Raw genomic sequence first — 19,706 nt, 5'->3', positions numbered from 1 at the left:
GATTAGCTGATACGCAGCAGCTGGGTTTGTGCCTCGTCGTTCTCCTCGGCGGTCTTCATGATCTTGACCTGAGTTTCAAACTGACGTTGCAAGCGAATAAGGTTGGTCATCTCGTCGACCACGTTGACGTTGCTCCCCTCAAGGGAGCCGGCGATCAGGCCCACATCCGCAGACGCGGCCTCATTCTGGCCATCCTTGCGGCGAAACAGGCCGTCCTGGCCTTTCTCCACCGCATCTGCCGCCGGGTTGACCAGCTTGATACGCTGGAAATCTTCCGGCAGGTTGGCGGCTGCCCCCTCGGGACGGCCGCTGATGGTACCGTCACGATTGATCTCAATTTTCTCCATGGGCAGGGGCAGCACGATGGGCTGACCGGCATCATCCACCACATTCAGACCGGTAGAAGTTTGCAGATTACCGGTGGCATTGAGCTGCAGGTTGCCCATGCGGGTATAGGCTTCCGCGCCGTTGGGATCCTGCACCGCAATCCAGCCCGGCCCATCGACGGCAACGTCAAGATCCCGACCCGTGGTCATCAGCATGCCGTGCTGCAGGTTCTGGCCCGGCCGCTCGGTCATGGCGAACACCCGCGTGGGCAGCCCTTCGCCAAACGCCTGCATGCTGCGCGCCTGCTCGAAGTCAGACTTGAAGCCAATGGTGTTGGCGTTGGCAAGGTTGTTGCCACGAACAGCCAGGCTGTTCATGTTCTCCTTGGCCCCGGACATGGCGATGTAAAGCAGGTGATCCATGGGATCCTCCGTCAAACAGATGACTCTCACAGCTCAACTGCAAGTTGAATGCCAAGAGAGATGACGAAGACGGAATGAAAGGAGGAAATGAGGCGGGACGGAAATGACAAGGGGCGCCGAAGCGCCCCTGCCAACTACCCGCCGTCTTAGCGGATCTGCAGTATGTTCTGCTGCAGGGAGCTGTTCACTTCCAGGGAACGGGAGTTGGCCTGGAAGTTGCGCTGGGCAGTGATGAGGTCGACCAGCTCGGTGGTGAGATCCACGTTGGACTGCTCCAGTGCCGACGACTTGATGGAGCCGAACGTGCCGGAGTTCGGGGTGCCGGGCAAGGCATCGCCAGAGAGCAGGGACTGGCGCCAGGAGGTGTCGCCGACCTGGGTGAGACCCTGGGCATTGGCAAACTTCGCCATGGCCACCATGGCCACCTTGACGGTGGTGGCGTTGCTGTAAGTGGCGGAGACTATGCCATCCGCCCCGATCTCCACCTTGGTCAGGCGGCCGACGGTGGAGCCGTCCTGGGTCAGCTTGCTCACTTCAAAGGGGGAGGCGTACTGGGTCACGGTACCAAGCTTGAACTCAATCTCCTGGGTGCCATCGGCGCCATTGGTGATGATACCAGCCCCTGTCGCCCCCAGGGGTTCCGTCTTGATGACCGCCGGGGTGGTGGGTGTGACCATCTTGCCGGAGGCATCGAAGGTCACCCGGGCGCTCAGGGGGGCCTGGCTCAGACCGGTCGCCATGGTGGTGGCCGTACCGCCTACGATGTCGATGGGCTTGTCCCCTTCATAGAGGTACATGCGCCAGGCAGTCGGCACCGCCGCTTGGGTAGGATCGGCCGGATCCGCTTCCTTGGTGAAGTACTGGGTGATGGTGTGTGGCTCGCCCAGGGAGTCATAGACCACCACGGAAGTGGAGGAGGAGTAGGTGGTCGAGTCCGTGGGATCGAATTTGGAGGCATTGACATCCATCAACGTTTTCGTGCTGGAAGGCAGGTTGAAACCAGCTTCGACCGTCGTGGTCTGCACCGGCTCACCGGCCTTGTCCGGGATCTGGATGGGCTTGGTGGCGTTGATGCTCACCGCCTTGGGGGTGCCGTCAGAGTTGATCTCGTACCCCTGCAGATAACCGCCGGAGTTGCTGACCATGTAGCTGCTTTCATTGAGCTTGAAGGCGCCCGCACGGGTGTAGGTGCGATCCAGGTTGGTCAGGCCGTCCGAGGTCACGAAGAAGCCGTTGCCCTGGATGGCGAGATCCAGCGCGTTGTTGGTGAATTGCAGCGCGCCCTGGTGGAACTGCTGGGCCACAGCGCCAGTCGCCACCCCGTTGCCAACCTGGGTCTTGGCGTTGACGAAGATGGAGTTGGCGTAGACGTCGGCAAACTCGGCACGGGACTCCTTGAAGCCGGTGGTATTGACGTTGGCAATGTTGTTCGCGGTGACGTTCAGGTCTTTTTGAGCCGCATTGATGCCGCTGAGGGCATTGTTGAATGACATGTCTTTCTCCTTAGATCACTGCGTTAGAGGACGAAGCCGACTGGGTGGTGGTCTTGCCGGTCGTCGCGCCAATTTCCAATACATCGGTCAGGTAGATGCCGCCCAGTCCCTTGAGTTTGAGGGTGCTGGGGTTGGTGCTCGTTCCCAGGGTGACGCTCTCCACCTTGGCGTAAGTCAGGGCGGGGACGCTCTCCGACTTGCCGTCGACGGTGGCATGCGCCTCTATCGAATATTTGCCGCTCTTGGCCTGGTTGCCGGACTTGTCCTTGCCATCCCATTCAAAGGCCACGTTCCCCTTGTGGCTCCCTTCGATGGCGAACTCTCGGATGACCTGGCCGCTCTCGTCCTTCACCGTCACCTTGATGTTGCTGCCGCCATCGCCGGTGGCGATGACCCCCGTGAGGGTGCCTCCCTTCTCCACGTAACCCGTGTTGGACGGGATCAGCACGTTCTGTCCCACCAGCGCGGAGGCCTGCAGCGCCTGGCTGGAAGTCATCAGGCTGTTGAGGCTCTCCATCTGGGTGGAGAGGCTGCTGATCCCCTGAGACGTCGACATCGAGGTCATCTGGGAAAGCATCTGGGCGTTGTCCACCGGTTTGAACGGATCCTGATAGGAGAGCTGCATGGTCAGCAGCTTCAGGAAGGACTCCTGATCCAGCTCCTTTTTCTGGGTACTGGTGTTGACCGTACTGGTCTGGGCCGACGTCGTCCGGTTGACGCCCAGCAGGCTGTCATAGGTATCTGCCACTTATGCTCCCCCCTCTAGGGCGTGCCCACTGGGCCGATTGTTGCCGCCAGGCAGGCGATCACGGGTCACTCTCATCCGGGTTCACCTCTGTCAGGACTTGCCCAGACCCAGGGTCTGCTGCAACATTTTCTTGGCCGCATCGGCCACCTGGACGTTGGTCTGATAGCTGCGCGACGCCGCTATCATGTCCGCCATCTCTTCCACCATGTTGACGTTGGGCTTGAAGATGAAGCCATCCTTGTCCGCCATGGGGTGATTCGGGTTGTACTCCTTGAGCAGGGGCGCATCACTCTCGACGATGCCCTTCACATCCACCCCGACCGAGGCCTGCTTGTCGGACATGGCCTGATCCAGCTGGGCGGCAAAGACTGGCCGCCTGGCGTGGTAAGTTTTTTCCACGCTGGAGCTGACACTGTCAGCGTTGGCCATGTTGCTCGCCACCGTGTTGAGGCGAACGGACTGCGCGCTCATGGCAGAGCCTGCAATGTCAAAGACCTTGAACAAACTCATCCTTGCTCTCCTTTCAGTGCCTTGAGCAGGCCGCTTATCTTGCTGTTCATGAATTCAAGGGAGGCCTGGTATTCGAGGCTGTTGCGCAGGAACTCGCTGCGCTCCTGCTGCACGTCCACCGTGTTGCCGTCACCGGTATCCGGTTGCAGGGGATTGCGGTACTGGGTCGTGCCCGGGGTATCCATCTGCAAGGCGAAGTGCTTCTCGCTGGTGGTGCTGAGCCCGAACCCTTGCTGGCCCTGGGCATCCTGCAACGCCTGTGAGAAGTCGATGTCACGAGCCTTGAAGCCCGGCGTGTCCGCATTGGCGATGTTGCTGGACAACACCTCGGCACGCTTGGCGCGCACGCTCAGCGTGTACTGATGAACACCGAATGCCTTGTCGAATGAAATTGCCATAGCACACCTCCTGCTTCATGAATATTTAGCAAGAGGTGTGCCAAGAGGGTATTGAGCGGGGTTATTTGACCTTGTAGACGATGCCGGGGTTGCAGCGGATCATCTCGAACTTGTCGGTGAGGCCGGCCAGAGACTCGGAGGCCCCCAGCATCAGGTAGCCGCCAGGATTGAGGCTGCTGGCGAACTGGTTGAGGATCTTGGATTTCACTTCGGGCGCAAAGTAGATGAGCACGTTGCGGCAGAAGATGATGTCAAACTTGCCGAGCAGGCTGTAGCTCTCCAGCAGGTTGAGGGGACGGAAGCTGGTCAATTTTCTGACACGCTCCACCACCCGCATCTTGTTGTCGCCACAGGGTTCGAAAAAGAGTCGCTTGCGCTCGGGGGAGAGCCCGCGGGCCAGCGCCAGGCTGTCGTAGACCCCCTCCTTGCACTGGTTGAGCATGGTGCTGGAGATATCGGTCCCCACTATCTGCACCCCGCCCGGCAAGGTACCCGGCCGCTTGACTTGCTGCTCCAGCGCCGTCATGGCGATGGAGTAGGGTTCCTGCCCGGATGAAGAGGCGGCAGACCATATCTTGATGGGACGACCGCTCTTGCCAAGCTCCGGGAAAATCTTGTCGCTCAGCAGCTGGAACGGATAGGTATCGCGAAACCACAGGGTCTCGTTGGTGGTCATGGCATCGACCACCGCCATCTTGAGCTCCCGCTCGCGCACGCTCATCGCCCGGGTGACCAGATCAGACAGACTCTCGATACCAAACTGAGTCATCAAGGGCGACAGGCGGCTCTTGACCAGATACTGTTTGTTGTCACCCAGCACTATGCCGCTCTGTTGCGCCAGAAAATTGCTGAATTGCCTGTATAAGTCGTCCGAAAGTGTCTTCATGCAGTTGTTCTTCTTGATTAGAGAGCGCCTTGTACGGCCTTGGCCAATTCATCCGGCTGGAATTTGGCAATGAAATTGTTCGCTCCGACTTTCTGCACCATGGCCTGATTGAACACCCCACTGAGGGAAGTGTGCAGGATAACATGCAAATCCTTGAGGTTGGGATTGTTGCGGATCTCGGCGGTGAAGGTATAACCGTCCATCTCCGGCATCTCGATGTCCGAAATGACCAGGGCTATCTGATCCTTGATGGGACCGTTCTTGGACATCTCCAGCAACATGTTGAGCGCTTCCCGTCCATCCTTGGCCAGCACGCACTGCACCCCGATTGCCTCCAGTGCCCGTTGAACTTGCTTGCGCGCCACCGAAGAGTCGTCCGCAACCAGCACGGGACGCCCGTGAGGATTGCGCTCCACGCTTGCTTCCACCAGTTCGGTGGACACCTCGGTGGAGACCGGCGAGATCTCGTTGAGAATGCGCTCCACATCCAGGATCTCCACCAGCTCACCATCTACCTCGGTCACCGCCGTCATGTAGTTGATGCGACCTGCCCCTTTGGGTGGCGGCAGGATGGACTCCCAGTTCATGTTGATGATGCGTTCGACCGAGTGGACCAGGAACCCCTGAATGGAGCGGTTGTACTCGGAGATGATGATGAAGCACTTGGAGAGGTCCTGGATGGGGCGCTTGCCCATCGCCATGCTGAGATCGATCACCGAGATGGTCTGGCCACGGATATGTGCCACGCCGCGAATGCAGGAGTTGAGCTTGGGCATGACGGTCAGAGGGGGACACTGCAGCACCTCGCGTACCTTGAATACGTTGATGCCAAATCTTTGACGTCCATTGAGACGAAACAACAGCAGCTCCAGCCTGTTTTGTCCCACTAGCTGGGTTCGCTGGTTGACCGAGTCCAGAATACTCGCCATAAACACTCCCTAAAAATGCTTGGCACTGATCGTGCATGTCATTATGCATGCACATTGGCTTGCATCAGATCATCGTTGTTTCAACAATCGAATAATTCTGGAGCAAGCATAGTTAACTACGGTGGTATACGTGAATAACTTATCGACCGGTAAGCAAAAATGATTAGTAGACTTTTCCTTATCTTACTGCCGTTTTGCAGTCTGTCTCACGCCATGGCGTCCGAGGTCACCGACTATCTGCAAGAACAGGCACAGGCGTTCGTGCTCGACCAGCTCGATATTCCCCTCGATGCACAGGCCGACGTCAAGGCCGGTACCATTGACGAGCGCCTCCCCCTCACGCGCTGCGAAGATGCCCTCACCATTTCCCTCCCCGCCAGGATGGAGATCCGTCGCAACACCACCGTCTACCTCAAGTGCGAGGGAGAGAAATCCTGGGATCTCTATCTACCGGTCCGGGTCAGTATCCAGAAACCCTATGTCACCGTCACCGTCCCGGTTGCCAAGGGAGATATTCTGAGTGAACCCATGCTGACCCTGGCATACCAGGATCAGACCCTGATCCGTGGCGACTACCTTACCGACCCGACCGCCCTCATCGGGGTACGCAGCAAGCGTGAGCTCAAACCGGGTCAGCCAATCAGGCTCACCCAGGTATGCGTGGTCTGCAAGGGGGACCAGGTCACCCTGAGCGCCGAAAACAGCAGCATGCAGATCAAAACCATGGCCCGCGCCTTGCAAGATGGCAGCTTCGGAGACATGATCCGGCTTGTCAACACGCGCTCGGGCAGAACGGTGCAAGGCCAGGTCAGTGCAGTGGGCTCCGTGGTCGTGACATTCTGACACAGGAATGCACTGCGCAATTTTTTTCTAAAGTTCTGACCGCCGTCACCGATACACAGGTAAGCGAACAGCAAAGCAGACGAAGGTAAACCTTATGGCTATCAACAATATCAACAACTTGGCTAACAACCGCCTGCAAAACAGCGGCAACAGCCAAGGTGTAGCCACCAAGTCGGCGACCTCCAGCGAGAGCAGCCGTGCGACGACCGTCAAGAGCGACTCTGTCTCCTTGACCAGTGAGGCGCAGCAATTGCAACAGATGCAGAAGACCCTCAACACCGCCTCCACCGGTAACGAGAGCCGCGTCGAGAGCCTGAAGAAGGCCGTGGCCAGTGGGGAGTACAAGGTCAACAGCGAAGCCGTGGCCAGAAAGATGTTCAGCTTCGAAGCCGATCTGGATAAACGGTTGGGATGATGGACCTCCCTTCGCTGCTGCGCGCTCAGGACGACAACCTCTCCCAGATGCAAGGCTTGCTGGCAGAGGAGTTCGACCTCCTCAAGGCTCACCGGGCCCTTGCCTTGCCGGCACTCGCCGATCGCAAGCAACAACTGCTGGTGGCCATCGAGATGCTGGACAAGACTCTGGCAGAGCTACCCGACTTGCAGCAACAGCTGGGCGCCTTCCCGATCCAATTGCAGGCCCTTCAAGCCAAGCTGGAAGCCTGTCAGGAGCAGAACAACCTCAATGGACGTCTGCTCGAACTCAGCATTGTCTCCAATCGCCGTCTCGCCAGCTTCCTCAGCAAGCTCAGAGACAGCAGCTCCCTGACCTATGACGCCAAAGGCAATACCCGCTCAGGCACCCGCTCTTTCGGGATCAAGGCCTGATCTCCTCTCCCCCTTCTGATTTTCTCTCCTTGTCAGCCCCTAGTCAGAGCACCAGCTGCATCAGGGTTTCTCCATCCTTGCAGGCATGGATGCTCATGCAGCCCTCGTCATAGCGCCCATAACTGGCCACCCACTCGCCCCTTGGAAAACAGATAGACCCCGGGTTCATCAGGATCATTTCTCCCTCCTGGCGCAGCACAGGCACATGGGTATGACCGCTGATGAACAGGCTCCCTGCTGGCAGGGGCACGTTGCCGGGCTCATAGAGATGACCGTGGCTGACAAACCAGCGCCGCCCATCCACCAGCAGTTGGTTGTAGGGCGCCGTGATGGGGAAATGGAGCAGCATCTGGTCCACCTCCGAATCGCAATTGCCACGCACCGCCATGATGCGGGGGGCCAGCTCGTTGAGCCTTGCCGCCACAGTTGCAGGATCATACCCCTCCGGCACCGGATTGCGCGGCCCGTGATTGAGCAGATCCCCGAGCAGCAGATAGTGATCAGGCTGCCAGGGAGCGAGTTGCGCCAGCACCTGCTCGAGGGCAGTCAGACTGCCGTGCAGATCCGAGATAATGGCAATCTTCATTCCACACTCCTCATGGCTGGCTGAAATAGAGATCCTTGGTGGCGATGGCGCCCTTGAGGTTGCGGCTCGGCAAGCCGCGCAGTGCCGGGTCCACCAGTCGCATCTGGTTGTAGTGATAGACGGGGATGACGGGCACCTCCTCCATCAGCAGTTGCTCGGCCTGATGATAGATCCCGGACCGGGCGTTGGCATCCAGGGTCTCGGAGGCCTGCTGCAGCAGACCATCGAAGGCGGGGTTGCAGTAGCCGCTCTCGTTCTGGGGATCCTGGCAGCGGAAACTGCCAAGCATGGACGACGGCTCGACATAATCACCAAACAAAAATGAACGAGCCAGCATGAAATCACCACTGTCCTTGGCTACCTGATAGGCATTCCACTCCATGTTGTTGAGGGAGACCTCGACCCCCAGCGGTTTCCACATGGCCGCCACCGCCAGGGCCAGCTTCTTGTGGTTCTCCGACGTGTTGTAGGTCAGCGTCAGCCTGAGGGGATGTGCGCTGTTGTAGCCCGCCTGGGTCAACAGCGCGGCGGCCCGGGCCAATCGGGTCGGCTGGTCTTCCCGGGAGAGGGGGATATCCAGCTCGTCATAACCCGGCATGGCGGGCAGCAGTGACCAGGCTGAGCGCTCCCCCTGGCCGCTCACCTTCTCGGTCAGCAGGTGGCGATCGATGGCCATGGAGAGCGCCTGGCGCACCCGCACATCCTGCAACTCGGGGCGATTGAGATTGAAAGTGTAAAGATAGGTGCCAAGCAGCGGCAGACCCCAGATCCGCTCCGGTGCCTCCTGCATGGTCTTCTGGTAGTACTCCAGCGCCACCTTGTTGGTGAGCTGGATCTCCCCCGCTTCGTAACGCAGCCGCTCCCCATGCTGGGAAGCGATCGGCAGGTAGGTCACCCGCTGGATCCGGGTATGGGCGTCATCCCAGTACTGGGGGTTGCGTTCGGCTTCGATGCGCTCGTTCACCACCCAGCTCGCCAGCTTGTAGGGGCCATTGCTCACCATCTTGCCTGGCTGGGTCCACTGCTTGCCAAACTGGGCGATGACCCGCTCGTTGACCGGCACGAAGGGGCGCTGGCTGACCAGTTGCAGGAAATAGGGAACGGGGCGCTCCAGGGTCACTTTCAGGATCTGGTCGCTTTCTGCCTCCACCCCCAGGGCATCGAGGTCGAGCGCCCCGGCATAGATGGACTGGGCATTGTTGATGCCGGTCGCCAGCAGCAGGCCAGCGGAGGGGGAAGCCTGCGCCGGGTTCAGCAGCCGCCGCCAGGCGTAGACGAAATCCCGGGCGGTGAGGGGCTCGCCGTTGGACCATTTGAGCTGGGGACGCAGGAAGAAGCGCCACACCAGCCCATCCTCGCTGGTCTCCCAGCGCTGGGCCTGGGCGGGCACTATCTTGCCCTGACCATCCTCGCTCACCAGCCCCTCGAACAGGTCCACCAGCACCACCTCCCCCGGGAAACCGGAGCGGATCAGGGCCGGATCGAGGGACTCGGGTTCGGCGCCATTGCCCTTGACCAGGGTCTGCCTGTCCGACAGCACGGGCTGCTGCACCACGGTAGTGGCCTGAAGCGGCGGCACCGCCATCAACCCGAACAGCAAGGGAGAGAGCCAGCGGCGGGCTGGCCTGGCGGCGAAACGGTAAAACATGACATCAACCTCGTTCAATTCTTTTGACTGCAATGGGGGGAAGGCCGGCGGCGCGCCTGGAACCGAATGCATCATGCCGCGCTTGTTATCCCCGAAGACGACCCGTATTGTATCGGGCCTGCCCGATAGAGGGAGTCTTTCGGGCTATTTTTTTCAAGGTTTTATGACGACACGGCCGCCACGGGTGGGCGCAATCGCCAGAAGGCGCACTCCCCTGCCCCGTTGGCAATCGGCCCGGGGCGATGTGTCGCCTGCAAGTCCGGTTGTCGTCTACCGTTTCAGGGGTCTTTATGGGTTACGAATGGCTGGCGCTGGCTGCCGCCAGTTTATGGGCGATCGCCGCCCTCATCTCCGTCAAACCGGCTCGCCATCTGGGGGCCTTTGCCTACAGCCGCTGGCGGATGTTCCTGGTCAGCCTGATGCTGGCCAGCGCAAGTCTGGTGACGGGAGGCTGGCAGACCCTCACCGAGAGCGCCCTTCCCCTGCTGGCCCTCTCCGGCCTCATCGGCATCTTCGTCGGCGACACCGCCCTCTTTGCCTGCATGAACCGACTCGGCCCCAGGCGCAGCGGTCTGCTCTTCTCCTGCCACGCCCTCTTCTCCGCCCTGCTCGGGCTCTGGCTCTTTGGCGAGCGGCTCGATGGTTGGCGCCTGCCAGGCGCCTTGCTGGTCCTGGCCGGGGTCATGCTCGCCATCCTGTTTGGTCGTCGTGGCGACAACCCGCAGAACGAATGGGAGCTGGTGCGCGGCCGCCTCGTGGTCGGCATAGCCCTTGGCCTCACCGCAGCCCTGTGCCAGAGCCTCGGAGCCATCATCGCCAAGCCGGTGATGATGAGCGGCACCGTGGACGCGGTGAGCGCTTCCGGCGTGCGCATGGGCAGCGCCCTCTTGGCACACTGCGTCTTGCGGGCACTTCGCCTGCCGCTCGCCATGCCGCACAACCCCATCAACCGGCAGGTGCTCGGCATGATAGGCATCAACGGATTTCTGGCGATGACGCTGGGAATGACCCTGATCCTGGTGGCCCTGCGTCAGGGAGATGTGGGCATGGTGGCCATCTTGTCTTCCACCACACCGGTCATTCTGCTGCCCTTGCTGTGGTGGCACTCGGGGATGCGTCCCTCGCTCCCCGCCTGGGCCGGAGCCCTGCTGGCCACCCTGGGCACGGCCCTGGTGCTGGGAATGGGGAACTGAGCCCCGTCTCTCCTGCAAGAAGGAAGGACCAACACGCCCATCGGCGGCACTGAGCCGCCGATGCTCCCCCGTGCCGGACAGGGAGAGAGGCGATCGCGCCCCTAGAACAGAGCCACTTCCTCTTCGGTCAGCTCCCGGTATTCCCCCGGTGCCAGCTCATCGTCCAGAGCCAGATCGCCGATGCGTTCCCGATGCAGCCCGACCACCTTGTTGCCGATGGCGGCGAACATCCGCTTCACCTGGTGATACTTGCCCTCGTGGATGGTCAGGCGTGCTTCCCGCTCGTCCAGGATTTCCAGCTCCGCAGGGCGGGTCTTGTCGTTCTCGTTGCGCAGGTAGATACCGTCGGCAAAGAGCGAGATAGCCTCTTCACTCACGGGATCAGCCAGCCAGACATGGTAGGTCTTCGCACACTCGTGCCGGGGCGACGTGATGCGATGGGACCACTGGCCGTCATCGGTGATCAGCACCAGCCCGGTGGTATCGAGATCGAGGCGCCCCACCACATGCAGTTTGCCCATGGCCGGCTCGTCGAGCAGGTGGAACACGGTGGCGTGATCCGGGTCCTCGTTGGAGCAGACATATCCTTCCGGCTTGTGCAGCATGAAGTAGCGATTCTGCAGGTTCAGGGTCAAGGTCACACCGTCAAACTCGATCTGGTGTTGCTCATTGATGTGAAAGGCGGGCTGCTTGACCAGCACGCCGTCTACCAGCACTTCCCCCTGACGGATCAGCTTGCCCGCCTGGGAACGGGTCAAATCGGAGCAATCGCAAAGAAATTTGTCGAGCCGCATGCAAAAACCTCGGAATCCATCATGATTGGGGGCGACATTATATCGGTCAGACCCGACAACACCAGTACTAAGCGACAGGGACTCAAGATGGCGCCTGACGCCATGATGTGCCAGTGATAGACTGCCGTCAGCAGACCGACATCACACATAATAATAAGCCCAGGATGTACCCATGAAGCCGACGAAGTCTCACCCCGTCATCCCCGTCAGCCAGTTGAAACCTGGCATGTACGTCATTGCCATTGCCAGCCAGACCGGCGCCATGGAAATTGCCCAGACGGGCATGGTGACCAACCCTCAGCAGGTGGAGGCGCTGATCCGGCGTGGCGTGCTGACGGTGCGGGTGGATCTTGCCCGCAGCAAGCTGCCGGGAGGGGGCACGGCAAGCCCGGCGGATGTGGTGACAAACGGGGCGGGCTCCTCTCGTCAGATCGGCAGTGGTGAAGGGCGCGAGCTCAAGATCCGTCGGCTCTATCAGGAAGCGCGCGAACTCCAGGGCAAGTTCATTCGCCATCTCAAGGCCGGTGAGCCCATCGACATCACGCCCCTTGCCGCCGTGGCCGAAGAGATGGTCGATACCATGTTCACCCACGGCGATGCCATGCTCTGTCTGGCGCGGATCCGTGCCAAGGATGCCTACCTGATGGAGCACTCCATGAATGTCGCCATCCTCCTGGCGAACTTCGGCCGCTACCTGGGGCTGGATCGCAGCGTGCTCAAGGAGCTGACCCTGGGTGGCCTGCTCCACGACGTGGGCAAGATCATGACCCCGGACGAGGTGCTCAACAAACCGGGCAAGCTCACCGATGAGGAGCTGGAGGTGATGCGCGAGCACGTGGTCCACAGCCACGACATCCTGGCCGCCACCGCCGGCATCACCCCCATCATGCTGGAGGTGGCCGCCAACCATCACGAGCGGATCGATGGCACCGGCTACCCGCGGCGCCTCAAGGGGGATCAGCTCTCCCTCTACACCCGCATGAGCGGCATCGTCGATGTTTACGATGCGGTGACGGCAGACAGGGTCTACAAACAGGGCATGCAGCCAACCCAGGCGTTTCGCATTCTGCTCAAGGGGGTTGATCTGCATTTTGATGCCGACCTGGTAACCAGGTTCATCAAGTGCATGGGGGTCTATCCGGTGGGTACCCTGGTGCAGCTCTCCAACCAGCGCCTGGCCATCGTGATGCAGCGCAACGAACAGCAACCGCTCAAGCCCGTGGTCAAGGTGATCTATCACGCAGGCCATCGCCATTATCTCGAGGTGCAGTGGCTGGATCTCGCCAAAAACGGGGTTCAGGAGACCATAGAGAGCACGGTGGACCCCAAGGAGTTTGGCATCAACCTGGCCAACTTCGTCTAACCTGTCCGGCTTGTTGGCGGCTGCTCGCGGCAATGGCGAATCAGGAACTCCTCATCCAGCGGGGAGAGATCGAAGCGCAGGCAGGCCTCTTCGATGGCCCGGATGTCGTGTTGATGGTGTTCGCTGAGCCAGCGCACCGCGCGGCGCAAGTCTTCACCATGGGGCAGCAGGGTATGGTCGCTCATGGAATACCTCCGGTCAGCCATCGACGCCAGCCCGTCAATCCGGGCTCTCACTTTTAGCTTAGCCCGCCCGCACTCGCCCGGCAGACACCTGCGCCCTTGACGGTGCCCACCCTGTAGCAGGTATGCTCGACCCCTTCGGCGCCCTGCCGTGCCGGCGCCGCTCAAACAAGGATGCTGCATGCAAACCAAGGACAAGTGTCTGGCCGCCCTGGTCATTCTCTGCTGGGGACTCAACTTCGTTGCCATCAAGTGGGGGCTGGAAGGCATCCCCCCACTGCTGCTGGGAGCACTGCGTTTCGTCGGAGTCGTCTTCCCCGCCATTCTGCTGGTTCCCAGGCCTGCCATGCCCTGGCGCTGGCTGCTGGCCTATGGCGGTGCCATCAGCCTGGGCCAGTTTGCCTTCCTGTTCTGTGCCATGAAATTCGGCATGCCCGCCGGCATGGCCTCCCTGGTGCTGCAATCCCAGGTGGTCTTCACCCTGCTGTTCGCCATGATCTGGCTGGGAGAGCGCTGGCAGCCCCACCACTGGGTAGCACTGCCGCTGGCGGGAGCAGGTCTTTATCTCATTGCCACCCATGGGGAGGGCAACCTCACCCTCATCGGATTTGTGCTGACGCTGTGCGCAGCCGCCTGCTGGGGCCTCGGCAACGTCATCAATCGCCAGATAGGTCTGCGCTATCGCACCTCTCTGCCGAGCCTGGTCGCCTGGGGCGGGCTGGTGCCCATCCTGCCCTTCTTCGCGCTCTCCTGGCTGTTCGAGGGGCCCGAACTCATCGCAAGCAGCCTGCTCAACATCCGTTGGCAGGGCGTCTTGTGCGTGCTCTATCTCTCGTTTATCGCCACCTGGCTCGGTTATGGCCTGTGGGGGAGGCTGCTGATGCGCTATCCGGTGGCCCAGGTTGCCCCCCTCTCCCTGCTGGTGCCCTGTGTCGGCATGGTGGCCGCCGCCCTGCTGCTCGATGAACACCCCACTCCCCTGCAATGGCTGGGCTCGGGTCTGGTACTGCTCGGCTTCGTGGTGCATCTGCTGGGGGGCAAGATGCGCTTCTTGAAGACCCAAACCGAGGATTGACCTCGCCCGGGAAACTTCCCATCATGGGTCAGGCCCTCTTGGGCCCACCCCGTTATTTCGGCAGGACGCCATCATCAGGAGAGCAAGGACATGCGTCATCCGTCACTTTCGATCATCCCCTCTTTACCAGGCATCATGCGGGTCACGGCCATGCTGCTCCCCTTCTGCTGGAGCCCGTTCGGCTGGAGTGCCACCCTGCCGGCAGATCTCAAATGGGAGAGCAACGACACCGACCCCGTCTATGCAGACCCCGAGGCCAAGCGAGGCGGCACCTTCCGGGATTTCATGTCGAGCTTTCCGCTCACCTTGCGCAAATACGGGCCGGATTCCAACGGCGGTTTTGCAGCCTACGTGCGCGAGACCAACCTGCCGCTCCTGAGCACCCATCCCGTGACGCGTAATCCCATCCCCATGCTGGCCAACCAGTGGGCTTTCGGCACGGATAACAAGACGCTCTATTTTCGCATCAACCCCAAGGCCCGCTGGTCGGACGGCCAGCCCGTCACTGCGGATGACTGGGTCTTCACCCTCAAGATGATGCGCAGCAAGGAGATCAACGACCCCTGGTACAACAACTACTACAGCACCCAGATAAGCGAAGTGACCAAGTTTGACGATCACACCCTCGCCATCACCAGCGGCACCGAGAAGAGCCGGGAAGATCTGCTCGAAGCTCTCCCCTTCACCCCGGAGCCCAGCCACGCCATCAAGCTGACCGCCAACTGGGTCAAGGAGTACAACTGGAAGGTGCTGCCGGTCACCGGCCCCTACCAGATTGGCGAGCTCAGGAAGGGCAAGTCGGTTACCTTCGACCGGGTCAAGGATTGGTGGGGGAACGACGAGCGCTACTTCCAGCACCGCTTCAATCCGGATCGCATCGAGATCAAGGTGCTCAGGGATCAGAACATCGCCTGGCAGCACTTCCTGCGCGGTGAGCTCGACACCTTCCCACTCGTGATGCCCAACTGGTGGCATGACAAGAGCAAAACCGCCGAATTCGAGAAGGGCTATATCGAGCGGCTCTGGTTCTACAACCAGACGCCTCAGCCCCCCATGGGGCTCTATCTCAACACCGCCGATCCCTTGCTGAGCAATCTCGACGTCAGACTCGGCATCCAGCACGCCCTCGCCCTGGACAAGATGATCGCGACCCTGCTGCGGGGGGACTACCAGCGTCTCAACACCTATGGCTCGGGCCAGGGAGATTTCACCAATACCGACCTCAAGGCGCGCCCCTTCGATCCCGCCCTTGCTCGCGAATTCTTTGCCAAGGCGGGCTTTACCAAGACCGGACCGGATGGCATCTTGCGAAACGACAAGGGCCAGCCCCTCTCCCTCAGCATCACCTACACCACGGCGGAACATGCCCAGCGTCTCACCCTGCTGCGGGAAGAGGCGAAAAAGGCGGGGCTCAACCTCGAGCTCAATCTGATGGATGCGTCTGCCGGCTTCAAATCCATGCTGGAGAAAAAACACCAGAGTGCCTGGATGGCCTGGAGCGGTGGTCGTTATCCCGCCTATTGGGAACACTTCCACAGGGTCAATGCCAACAAGCCCCAGACCAACAACATCATGAACATCGATGACGACAGGATCTCGGCCCTGGTGGAGCAATACGACAAGGCGTTCGATTTCGGCAAGAAGGCCGACCTCTCCCGCCAGATCCAGCAGCGACTCTATGAGCTCGCCAGCTTCGTCCCCGCCTATCAGGTGCCCTATACCCGGGCCGGCGCCTGGCGCTGGATACGCCTGCCCAAGGTGCCGGCAACCCCTCAGAGCGACTTGCTCTACTGGCCCCTCGACGGCTCCAACTCGGGTTACAGCTTCGGCGGCCTGCTCTGGATTGACGAAGCGGCAAAGGCGCAGACCCGGGCCGCCATCAAAGGGGGGCAGACCTTCCCGCCAGTGACCATCACGGATACCACCTACCAACAGAAATAGGGCAGCTGGCACCGTCAGCCCCAAAACAAAAGACCCCGCACATTGGCGGGGTCTTTGTTACAACCGGGATGGCACCAGGCAGAGGGCATTCAGCCGCGTTTGGCCTGCTTTTGCGCAATGGCGTCGGCGACGTCGGCCGGGTCCAGCACAATGCCTTCCTGATCCGGCGTCGGGAACACGGCCACGCAGAGATCATCCTGCTCCATGCCGTCCACCCAGCGATCCAGCCACACCTTGAGGGTGATGGATTGCGGCTTGCACTCGGCCCACTCCCCTTCGGCCCAGGCCTTGGCGTAGTCGGGATGCGGCCATACCGGGATGCAGTCTTCCTCTTCGGTCGTCAGCATCATGACGCCGTGTTCGTCGGTCAGGACAAACAGCTCTTCGTGCTCGACCAGCTTGCTGATGAAGTGATCAAAGCGGTAATCGGCGTTCAGTTGCAGCGCGGCATTGCGCTCGGTGTCGCTAAGTTCATAGCTCATCGGTCAAGTCTCTCGTTCATTAAAGGGCGACATGTTCACATCTTGCCGACCCCTTGTCCAGCAGGAGTAATGGGTCATCCGTCTTTCCATCGCCTCACCCCAGCTCGGGGGTCAACAGCCGGAGTCCCGCGGTCTCACCCAGTCGCTCCCTCAGCCAATAGGCGGACTCCACTTCCACAAAGCAGAGCTGATCCCGCCCCGCAGCGACCCCCACCATGATCTGCTCAAGCCGTGCTTGCTGGGCGGTACTCCAGGCAGCAACCAGCTTGCCGCCATGGGCCTCGTCCACCACCTCGCGGCGCAGCTCGAACAGGTTATCGGTGATCGGGCTGTTTATCTTGCTCGGGTGGCGCCAGTACATCTGCAGGTTGTCCAGCATCTCCTCATCGTAGCTTGCCAGCGCATCGAGCTCCGGCGTCTCTTTGCTCTGGGCCGCGAATTCACACCAGCCTGCCGACAAGGTAGCCAGACTCTGGGCATCCTTGCCATGCTGGCGCAGGGTTGTCACGTCTTCCCCACGAATGGCCGGCAGCCAGAGATCTCCTTGATGTTGCGCCAGGAGAGGGAGCAGCAAGGAGGGAGCATAAACAGGAAAACGGGGACCCAGAGAGTGCAGCAGAGAGACCAGAGTAACAGTGATCATGAGACGCGCCTTGAACAAGATGACCTGGCATCACGCCTGGTCATGAGGGTGAACGAGGGTGCCATTCTAGCATGTTTGCCTTGCTGGGGGCGTTTGCGTCCAGCCGGGCCGGTGATAGATAGCGTCCAAAAAAGCAGCGTTTGAACCAGAGCGGCCCCGATAAAGGCCAATTGTTTGAGCCAGCGCCCACTAAAGAGGCACCGGGGATGCTAGGTTGCATACATCTTTAGCGTAAGGAGTGCATCCATGAGTGGGATCAACCAGGTTTCTGACGATTTTGTGAATGAGCTGAAAATACTGGCGTGTTTTGATCCGGCCAACATGAGCCTGGGGATCAAGCTGCGCAGCGACATGTCGGAAGCGCTTTGCCAGGCGGCAGCGCGCCTGCACAGCCAGGGCCTGATCACCGCAGCAGATGGCGGCTATCTGACCCCTTTCGGCATGACCATGCTGGAGCATCTCCAACACCTGCTGGTTGCACTCAAGCCGAATTGAGCGGTTGTGGTGCCCAGAGCGAGAAGTTGAGCAACTCCCAGCGCTCTCCTTGTCGCAGCAGACAAGCAAACAGCAAAGGACCTTCGGGTCCTTTTATCTTGCCATCGACCAGCCACTCTCCCGCCCGTTTTGGCACCGGCTGTACCCTGATCTCATCGGGTTTCACCGCGTTTCCCAGGCGAACATGTACAAACTGTTGGCACACGGACACGGCATCATTCACCGCAGGATCCGGCGCTGGCGGGCTGGCCTGACCGGTCAACGCCACGGTCAGCAAAAGGGAGGAGAGCAGGGCCATGACGCGTATTGATGAAGCCATGAAAACAAAAAGCCGTGGCACCAGAGGTACCACGGCTTTCTTAAATTCTGCAAGAATTACAGAGCAGTTACGTTCTCAGCCTGCGGGCCTTTTTGACCTTGGGTCACAGAGAACTGTACGCGCTGACCTTCAGCCAGGGTACGGAAGCCGTTACCTTGGATAGCGCTGAAGTGAACGAAAACGTCCGGGCCGTTTTCTTGCTGGATGAAGCCAAAACCTTTGGTTTCGTTGAAAAACTTAACGGTACCGGTGATCATGTTAGACATATCTTTAAACCTGTATTCAAAATAATTACTTATGCTTTTCAGCGGATAAAGCTCAAAAAACGGGATTACTTATGAACAACAGGAAAAGATGTAAAACATCATATTCATTGACATAACTATCGCCCTTTCAAGCTGGTTGAGATTATACGTGCCTTTGTCGATTACGCAAACAAATTTGTACCCCGCCAGCGGCGGGGTACAGCGGTTTAGACCTGTGCCGACTCCAGTGCCTGAACCAGGGCTTTGAGGAAGCGAGCCGCCTCTCCACCGGTGCAGGCTCTGTGGTCAAACGTCATCGACAGGGGAAGTGCACGCACCGGGCGCGCCTCGCCGTGGATGAACACCACCTTCTCGAACAACTTGCCCGCTCCTATGATGGCCACCTGGGGTGGTGTGACGATGGGGCTGGCGTAACGGCCAGCGATGGCGCCAAAGTTGGTGAGGGTGATGGTTGCCCCCTGCAGCATTTCCCGCGGCACGGCACGGGCCTTCACATCGGCGATCATCCGATCCAGCCCCTGCCGTATGTCAGCCGGGTCCCGCTCTGCCACGTTCTCCATCACGGGCACATAGAGCCCATGCTTGGAGTCGACCGCGATGGCCACATTGACCTCCCTGAACAGGCGCCGCGACAGGGTCTCTCCGTCAAACCACGCATTCATGGAGGGTTCGGCCCGACACGCCACGCCGATCGCCTTGATGAGGCGCACCGTCACATCTTCATCCGGGCGCCAGTGGCGCAAGTCCACTTCGTCGGTGATGCTCACCGGCACCACAGTCCGGTGCGAGAGCTCCATCGCCTTGGCCATGGCCCGGCGCGAGCCTTTCAGGAATTCGTTGCCGCTCTCCTGCTGGGCCTCGAACGCCTGTTGCACATCCTGCTCGGTCACCATGCCAGCGCTGCCGGTTCCCTTGACCTTGTCGATGTCCAGTCCCAGTTTTTGCGCCAGCAGACGTACCGCTGGCATGGCTTGCACCAGCGTGCCGCCGGGCGCCATGGCCCCCACCACGAAATGATCCTCGATATGCTGCTGATGGGCGCTGACCTTGCCAACGACGGTGCCGTCATCCTCGCCCCCTTCAAACTCCACCAGCGGTGCCCCGATGTGGAGGATGTCCCCCTCCTGCCCGCACAATCTGGCGATGACCCCGGCCACCGGTGAGGGCACATCCACCAGCGCCTTGGCTGTCTCCACCGACAGCAGTACCTGATCTACCTGCACCGTATCACCGGCGCTCACCTTCCACTCGACGATCTCGGCCTCGGCCAGTCCTTCGCCCAGATCCGGCAATTTGAAAAATTTCATGACCTGCTCTCCCTCTGCTGGGACATCA

24 protein-coding genes are annotated in these 19,706 nt (G+C 60.3%); 8 read left to right on the top strand and 16 right to left on the bottom strand.

Features of this window, described 5'->3' with window-relative positions:
- Positions 1-2: 2 nt before the first annotated feature.
- From flgF to AB5Y59_RS19620, 7 genes are all read right to left on the bottom strand, one after another.
- Positions 3-749: a flagellar basal-body rod protein FlgF gene (flgF, locus tag AB5Y59_RS19650; protein ID WP_010675291.1), complete on the bottom strand. Its 747-nt coding sequence runs from the start codon at positions 747-749 to the stop codon at positions 3-5.
- 146 nt (positions 750-895) lie between these two features.
- Positions 896-2,242, bottom strand: coding sequence for a flagellar hook protein FlgE (gene flgE / locus AB5Y59_RS19645; RefSeq protein ID WP_039040233.1), 1,347 nt, complete (start codon positions 2,240-2,242; stop codon positions 896-898).
- Between the two features lie 10 nt (positions 2,243-2,252).
- Positions 2,253-2,990 (bottom strand): flagellar hook assembly protein FlgD, encoded by a 738-nt coding sequence (locus AB5Y59_RS19640; protein WP_010675293.1) that lies wholly within the window; start codon positions 2,988-2,990, stop codon positions 2,253-2,255.
- Between the two features lie 90 nt (positions 2,991-3,080).
- Entirely contained in the window at positions 3,081-3,500 is a 420-nt protein-coding gene (gene flgC / locus AB5Y59_RS19635; protein WP_005329775.1) for a flagellar basal body rod protein FlgC, read from the bottom strand.
- Entirely contained in the window at positions 3,497-3,898 is a 402-nt protein-coding gene (gene flgB, locus AB5Y59_RS19630) for a flagellar basal body rod protein FlgB (protein ID WP_010675294.1), read from the bottom strand. The genes flgC and flgB overlap by 4 nt, the downstream gene beginning before the upstream one ends.
- A gap of 61 nt (positions 3,899-3,959) precedes the next feature.
- Complete coding sequence (locus tag AB5Y59_RS19625; protein ID WP_010675295.1) at positions 3,960-4,784, bottom strand: protein-glutamate O-methyltransferase CheR; 825 nt, start codon at positions 4,782-4,784, stop codon at positions 3,960-3,962.
- 17 nt (positions 4,785-4,801) lie between these two features.
- Positions 4,802-5,713 carry a chemotaxis protein CheV gene (locus AB5Y59_RS19620; protein WP_010675296.1) on the bottom strand — a complete coding sequence of 304 codons (912 nt, stop codon included), beginning with the start codon at positions 5,711-5,713 and terminating at the stop codon, positions 4,802-4,804.
- A gap of 237 nt (positions 5,714-5,950) precedes the next feature.
- On the opposite strand from AB5Y59_RS19620, the gene flgA reads away from it, so the two are divergent.
- From flgA to AB5Y59_RS19605, 3 genes are all read left to right on the top strand, one after another.
- Positions 5,951-6,556, top strand: a complete 606-nt coding sequence (gene flgA / locus AB5Y59_RS19615) for a flagellar basal body P-ring formation chaperone FlgA (RefSeq protein WP_045524230.1) — start codon at positions 5,951-5,953, stop codon at positions 6,554-6,556.
- Between the two features lie 94 nt (positions 6,557-6,650).
- Positions 6,651-6,971, top strand: coding sequence for a flagellar biosynthesis anti-sigma factor FlgM (gene flgM, locus AB5Y59_RS19610; protein WP_042864123.1), 321 nt, complete (start codon positions 6,651-6,653; stop codon positions 6,969-6,971).
- A complete protein-coding gene (locus AB5Y59_RS19605) occupies positions 6,968-7,384 on the top strand; it encodes a flagella synthesis protein FlgN (protein ID WP_180344754.1) in 417 nt (138 codons plus the stop codon). The genes flgM and AB5Y59_RS19605 overlap by 4 nt, the downstream gene beginning before the upstream one ends.
- Before the next feature lie 43 nt (positions 7,385-7,427).
- Here the strand turns inward: AB5Y59_RS19605 and yfcE are convergent, their stop codons facing one another.
- Together yfcE and AB5Y59_RS19595 are read right to left on the bottom strand one after the other, a co-directional pair.
- A complete protein-coding gene (gene yfcE / locus AB5Y59_RS19600) occupies positions 7,428-7,970 on the bottom strand; it encodes a phosphodiesterase (protein WP_139736369.1) in 543 nt (180 codons plus the stop codon).
- A gap of 10 nt (positions 7,971-7,980) precedes the next feature.
- Positions 7,981-9,618 (bottom strand): peptide ABC transporter substrate-binding protein, encoded by a 1,638-nt coding sequence (locus tag AB5Y59_RS19595; protein WP_180344753.1) that lies wholly within the window; start codon positions 9,616-9,618, stop codon positions 7,981-7,983.
- A 290-nt stretch (positions 9,619-9,908) separates the two neighbouring features.
- Between AB5Y59_RS19595 and AB5Y59_RS19590 the strand changes: the two genes are divergently transcribed.
- Positions 9,909-10,811, top strand: a complete 903-nt coding sequence (locus tag AB5Y59_RS19590) for a DMT family transporter (RefSeq protein WP_139736367.1) — start codon at positions 9,909-9,911, stop codon at positions 10,809-10,811.
- A gap of 101 nt (positions 10,812-10,912) precedes the next feature.
- Here AB5Y59_RS19590 and rsuA read toward each other — a convergent pair whose 3' ends face one another.
- Positions 10,913-11,605: a 16S rRNA pseudouridine(516) synthase RsuA gene (gene rsuA, locus AB5Y59_RS19585; RefSeq protein ID WP_039040228.1), complete on the bottom strand. Its 693-nt coding sequence runs from the start codon at positions 11,603-11,605 to the stop codon at positions 10,913-10,915.
- Positions 11,606-11,777: 172 nt separating this feature from the next.
- On the opposite strand from rsuA, the gene AB5Y59_RS19580 reads away from it, so the two are divergent.
- Positions 11,778-12,968 carry an HD-GYP domain-containing protein gene (locus AB5Y59_RS19580; protein ID WP_041213169.1) on the top strand — a complete coding sequence of 397 codons (1,191 nt, stop codon included), beginning with the start codon at positions 11,778-11,780 and terminating at the stop codon, positions 12,966-12,968.
- Here the strand turns inward: AB5Y59_RS19580 and AB5Y59_RS19575 are convergent.
- Positions 12,965-13,153, bottom strand: coding sequence for a hypothetical protein (locus AB5Y59_RS19575; protein ID WP_010675305.1), 189 nt, complete (start codon positions 13,151-13,153; stop codon positions 12,965-12,967). The genes AB5Y59_RS19580 and AB5Y59_RS19575 overlap by 4 nt on opposite strands.
- A gap of 178 nt (positions 13,154-13,331) precedes the next feature.
- Between AB5Y59_RS19575 and AB5Y59_RS19570 the strand changes: the two genes are divergently transcribed.
- Entirely contained in the window at positions 13,332-14,225 is an 894-nt protein-coding gene (locus AB5Y59_RS19570) for an EamA family transporter (protein ID WP_010675306.1), read from the top strand.
- 90 nt (positions 14,226-14,315) lie between these two features.
- Complete coding sequence (locus AB5Y59_RS19565; protein ID WP_139736366.1) at positions 14,316-16,166, top strand: extracellular solute-binding protein; 1,851 nt, start codon at positions 14,316-14,318, stop codon at positions 16,164-16,166.
- Between the two features lie 89 nt (positions 16,167-16,255).
- Here the strand turns inward: AB5Y59_RS19565 and AB5Y59_RS19560 are convergent, their stop codons facing one another.
- Together AB5Y59_RS19560 and AB5Y59_RS19555 are read right to left on the bottom strand one after the other, a co-directional pair.
- Positions 16,256-16,648, bottom strand: coding sequence for a DUF2750 domain-containing protein (locus AB5Y59_RS19560; protein WP_010675308.1), 393 nt, complete (start codon positions 16,646-16,648; stop codon positions 16,256-16,258).
- Positions 16,649-16,742: 94 nt separating this feature from the next.
- Positions 16,743-17,291, bottom strand: a complete 549-nt coding sequence (locus AB5Y59_RS19555; RefSeq protein WP_010675309.1) for a hypothetical protein — start codon at positions 17,289-17,291, stop codon at positions 16,743-16,745.
- Between the two features lie 246 nt (positions 17,292-17,537).
- Between AB5Y59_RS19555 and AB5Y59_RS19550 the strand changes: the two genes are divergently transcribed.
- A complete protein-coding gene (locus AB5Y59_RS19550) occupies positions 17,538-17,786 on the top strand; it encodes a TIGR02647 family protein (RefSeq protein ID WP_010675310.1) in 249 nt (82 codons plus the stop codon).
- Here AB5Y59_RS19550 and AB5Y59_RS19545 read toward each other — a convergent pair.
- The 3 genes from AB5Y59_RS19545 to AB5Y59_RS19535 all read right to left on the bottom strand — a co-directional run bounded on the left by AB5Y59_RS19545 (position 17,773) and on the right by AB5Y59_RS19535 (position 19,678).
- Positions 17,773-18,084: a hypothetical protein gene (locus tag AB5Y59_RS19545; RefSeq protein ID WP_104454402.1), complete on the bottom strand. Its 312-nt coding sequence runs from the start codon at positions 18,082-18,084 to the stop codon at positions 17,773-17,775. The two genes, AB5Y59_RS19550 and AB5Y59_RS19545, sit on opposite strands and share 14 nt — an antisense overlap.
- 77 nt (positions 18,085-18,161) lie before the next feature.
- Positions 18,162-18,371 carry a cold-shock protein gene (locus tag AB5Y59_RS19540; RefSeq protein WP_005302803.1) on the bottom strand — a complete coding sequence of 70 codons (210 nt, stop codon included), beginning with the start codon at positions 18,369-18,371 and terminating at the stop codon, positions 18,162-18,164.
- Positions 18,372-18,577: 206 nt separating this feature from the next.
- Complete coding sequence (locus AB5Y59_RS19535; RefSeq protein WP_010675312.1) at positions 18,578-19,678, bottom strand: dihydrolipoamide acetyltransferase family protein; 1,101 nt, start codon at positions 19,676-19,678, stop codon at positions 18,578-18,580.
- Positions 19,679-19,706: the final 28 nt, after the last annotated feature.

The organism is Aeromonas sp. s10, assembly GCF_040907975.1.
Taxonomy (GTDB): domain Bacteria; phylum Pseudomonadota; class Gammaproteobacteria; order Enterobacterales; family Aeromonadaceae; genus Aeromonas; species Aeromonas caviae.
This window is presented reverse-complemented; position numbering and strand designations above follow the sequence as displayed.

What these genes read in the sequence shown, in the direction of transcription:
- rsuA (WP_039040228.1), bottom strand. Translation starts at nt 11,605, where the DNA reads ATGCGGCTCGACAAATTTCTTTGCGATTGCTCCGATTTGACCCGTTCC.
- AB5Y59_RS19625 (WP_010675295.1), bottom strand. Translation starts at nt 4,784, where the DNA reads ATGAAGACACTTTCGGACGACTTATACAGGCAATTCAGCAATTTTCTG.
- AB5Y59_RS19535 (WP_010675312.1), bottom strand. Translation starts at nt 19,678, where the DNA reads ATGAAATTTTTCAAATTGCCGGATCTGGGCGAAGGACTGGCCGAGGCC.
- yfcE (WP_139736369.1), bottom strand. Translation starts at nt 7,970, where the DNA reads ATGAAGATTGCCATTATCTCGGATCTGCACGGCAGTCTGACTGCCCTC.
- AB5Y59_RS19560 (WP_010675308.1), bottom strand. Translation starts at nt 16,648, where the DNA reads ATGAGCTATGAACTTAGCGACACCGAGCGCAATGCCGCGCTGCAACTG.
- flgB (WP_010675294.1), bottom strand. Translation starts at nt 3,898, where the DNA reads ATGGCAATTTCATTCGACAAGGCATTCGGTGTTCATCAGTACACGCTG.
- AB5Y59_RS19595 (WP_180344753.1), bottom strand. Translation starts at nt 9,618, where the DNA reads ATGTTTTACCGTTTCGCCGCCAGGCCAGCCCGCCGCTGGCTCTCTCCC.
- flgC (WP_005329775.1), bottom strand. Translation starts at nt 3,500, where the DNA reads ATGAGTTTGTTCAAGGTCTTTGACATTGCAGGCTCTGCCATGAGCGCG.
- AB5Y59_RS19540 (WP_005302803.1), bottom strand. Translation starts at nt 18,371, where the DNA reads ATGTCTAACATGATCACCGGTACCGTTAAGTTTTTCAACGAAACCAAA.
- AB5Y59_RS19580 (WP_041213169.1), top strand. Translation starts at nt 11,778, where the DNA reads ATGAAGCCGACGAAGTCTCACCCCGTCATCCCCGTCAGCCAGTTGAAA.
- flgE (WP_039040233.1), bottom strand. Translation starts at nt 2,242, where the DNA reads ATGTCATTCAACAATGCCCTCAGCGGCATCAATGCGGCTCAAAAAGAC.
- AB5Y59_RS19555 (WP_010675309.1), bottom strand. Translation starts at nt 17,291, where the DNA reads ATGATCACTGTTACTCTGGTCTCTCTGCTGCACTCTCTGGGTCCCCGT.
- AB5Y59_RS19550 (WP_010675310.1), top strand. Translation starts at nt 17,538, where the DNA reads ATGAGTGGGATCAACCAGGTTTCTGACGATTTTGTGAATGAGCTGAAA.
- AB5Y59_RS19575 (WP_010675305.1), bottom strand. Translation starts at nt 13,153, where the DNA reads ATGAGCGACCATACCCTGCTGCCCCATGGTGAAGACTTGCGCCGCGCG.
- AB5Y59_RS19620 (WP_010675296.1), bottom strand. Translation starts at nt 5,713, where the DNA reads ATGGCGAGTATTCTGGACTCGGTCAACCAGCGAACCCAGCTAGTGGGA.
- AB5Y59_RS19605 (WP_180344754.1), top strand. Translation starts at nt 6,968, where the DNA reads ATGATGGACCTCCCTTCGCTGCTGCGCGCTCAGGACGACAACCTCTCC.
- flgM (WP_042864123.1), top strand. Translation starts at nt 6,651, where the DNA reads ATGGCTATCAACAATATCAACAACTTGGCTAACAACCGCCTGCAAAAC.
- AB5Y59_RS19545 (WP_104454402.1), bottom strand. Translation starts at nt 18,084, where the DNA reads ATGGCCCTGCTCTCCTCCCTTTTGCTGACCGTGGCGTTGACCGGTCAG.
- flgF (WP_010675291.1), bottom strand. Translation starts at nt 749, where the DNA reads ATGGATCACCTGCTTTACATCGCCATGTCCGGGGCCAAGGAGAACATG.
- AB5Y59_RS19565 (WP_139736366.1), top strand. Translation starts at nt 14,316, where the DNA reads ATGCGTCATCCGTCACTTTCGATCATCCCCTCTTTACCAGGCATCATG.
- AB5Y59_RS19590 (WP_139736367.1), top strand. Translation starts at nt 9,909, where the DNA reads ATGGGTTACGAATGGCTGGCGCTGGCTGCCGCCAGTTTATGGGCGATC.
- AB5Y59_RS19570 (WP_010675306.1), top strand. Translation starts at nt 13,332, where the DNA reads ATGCAAACCAAGGACAAGTGTCTGGCCGCCCTGGTCATTCTCTGCTGG.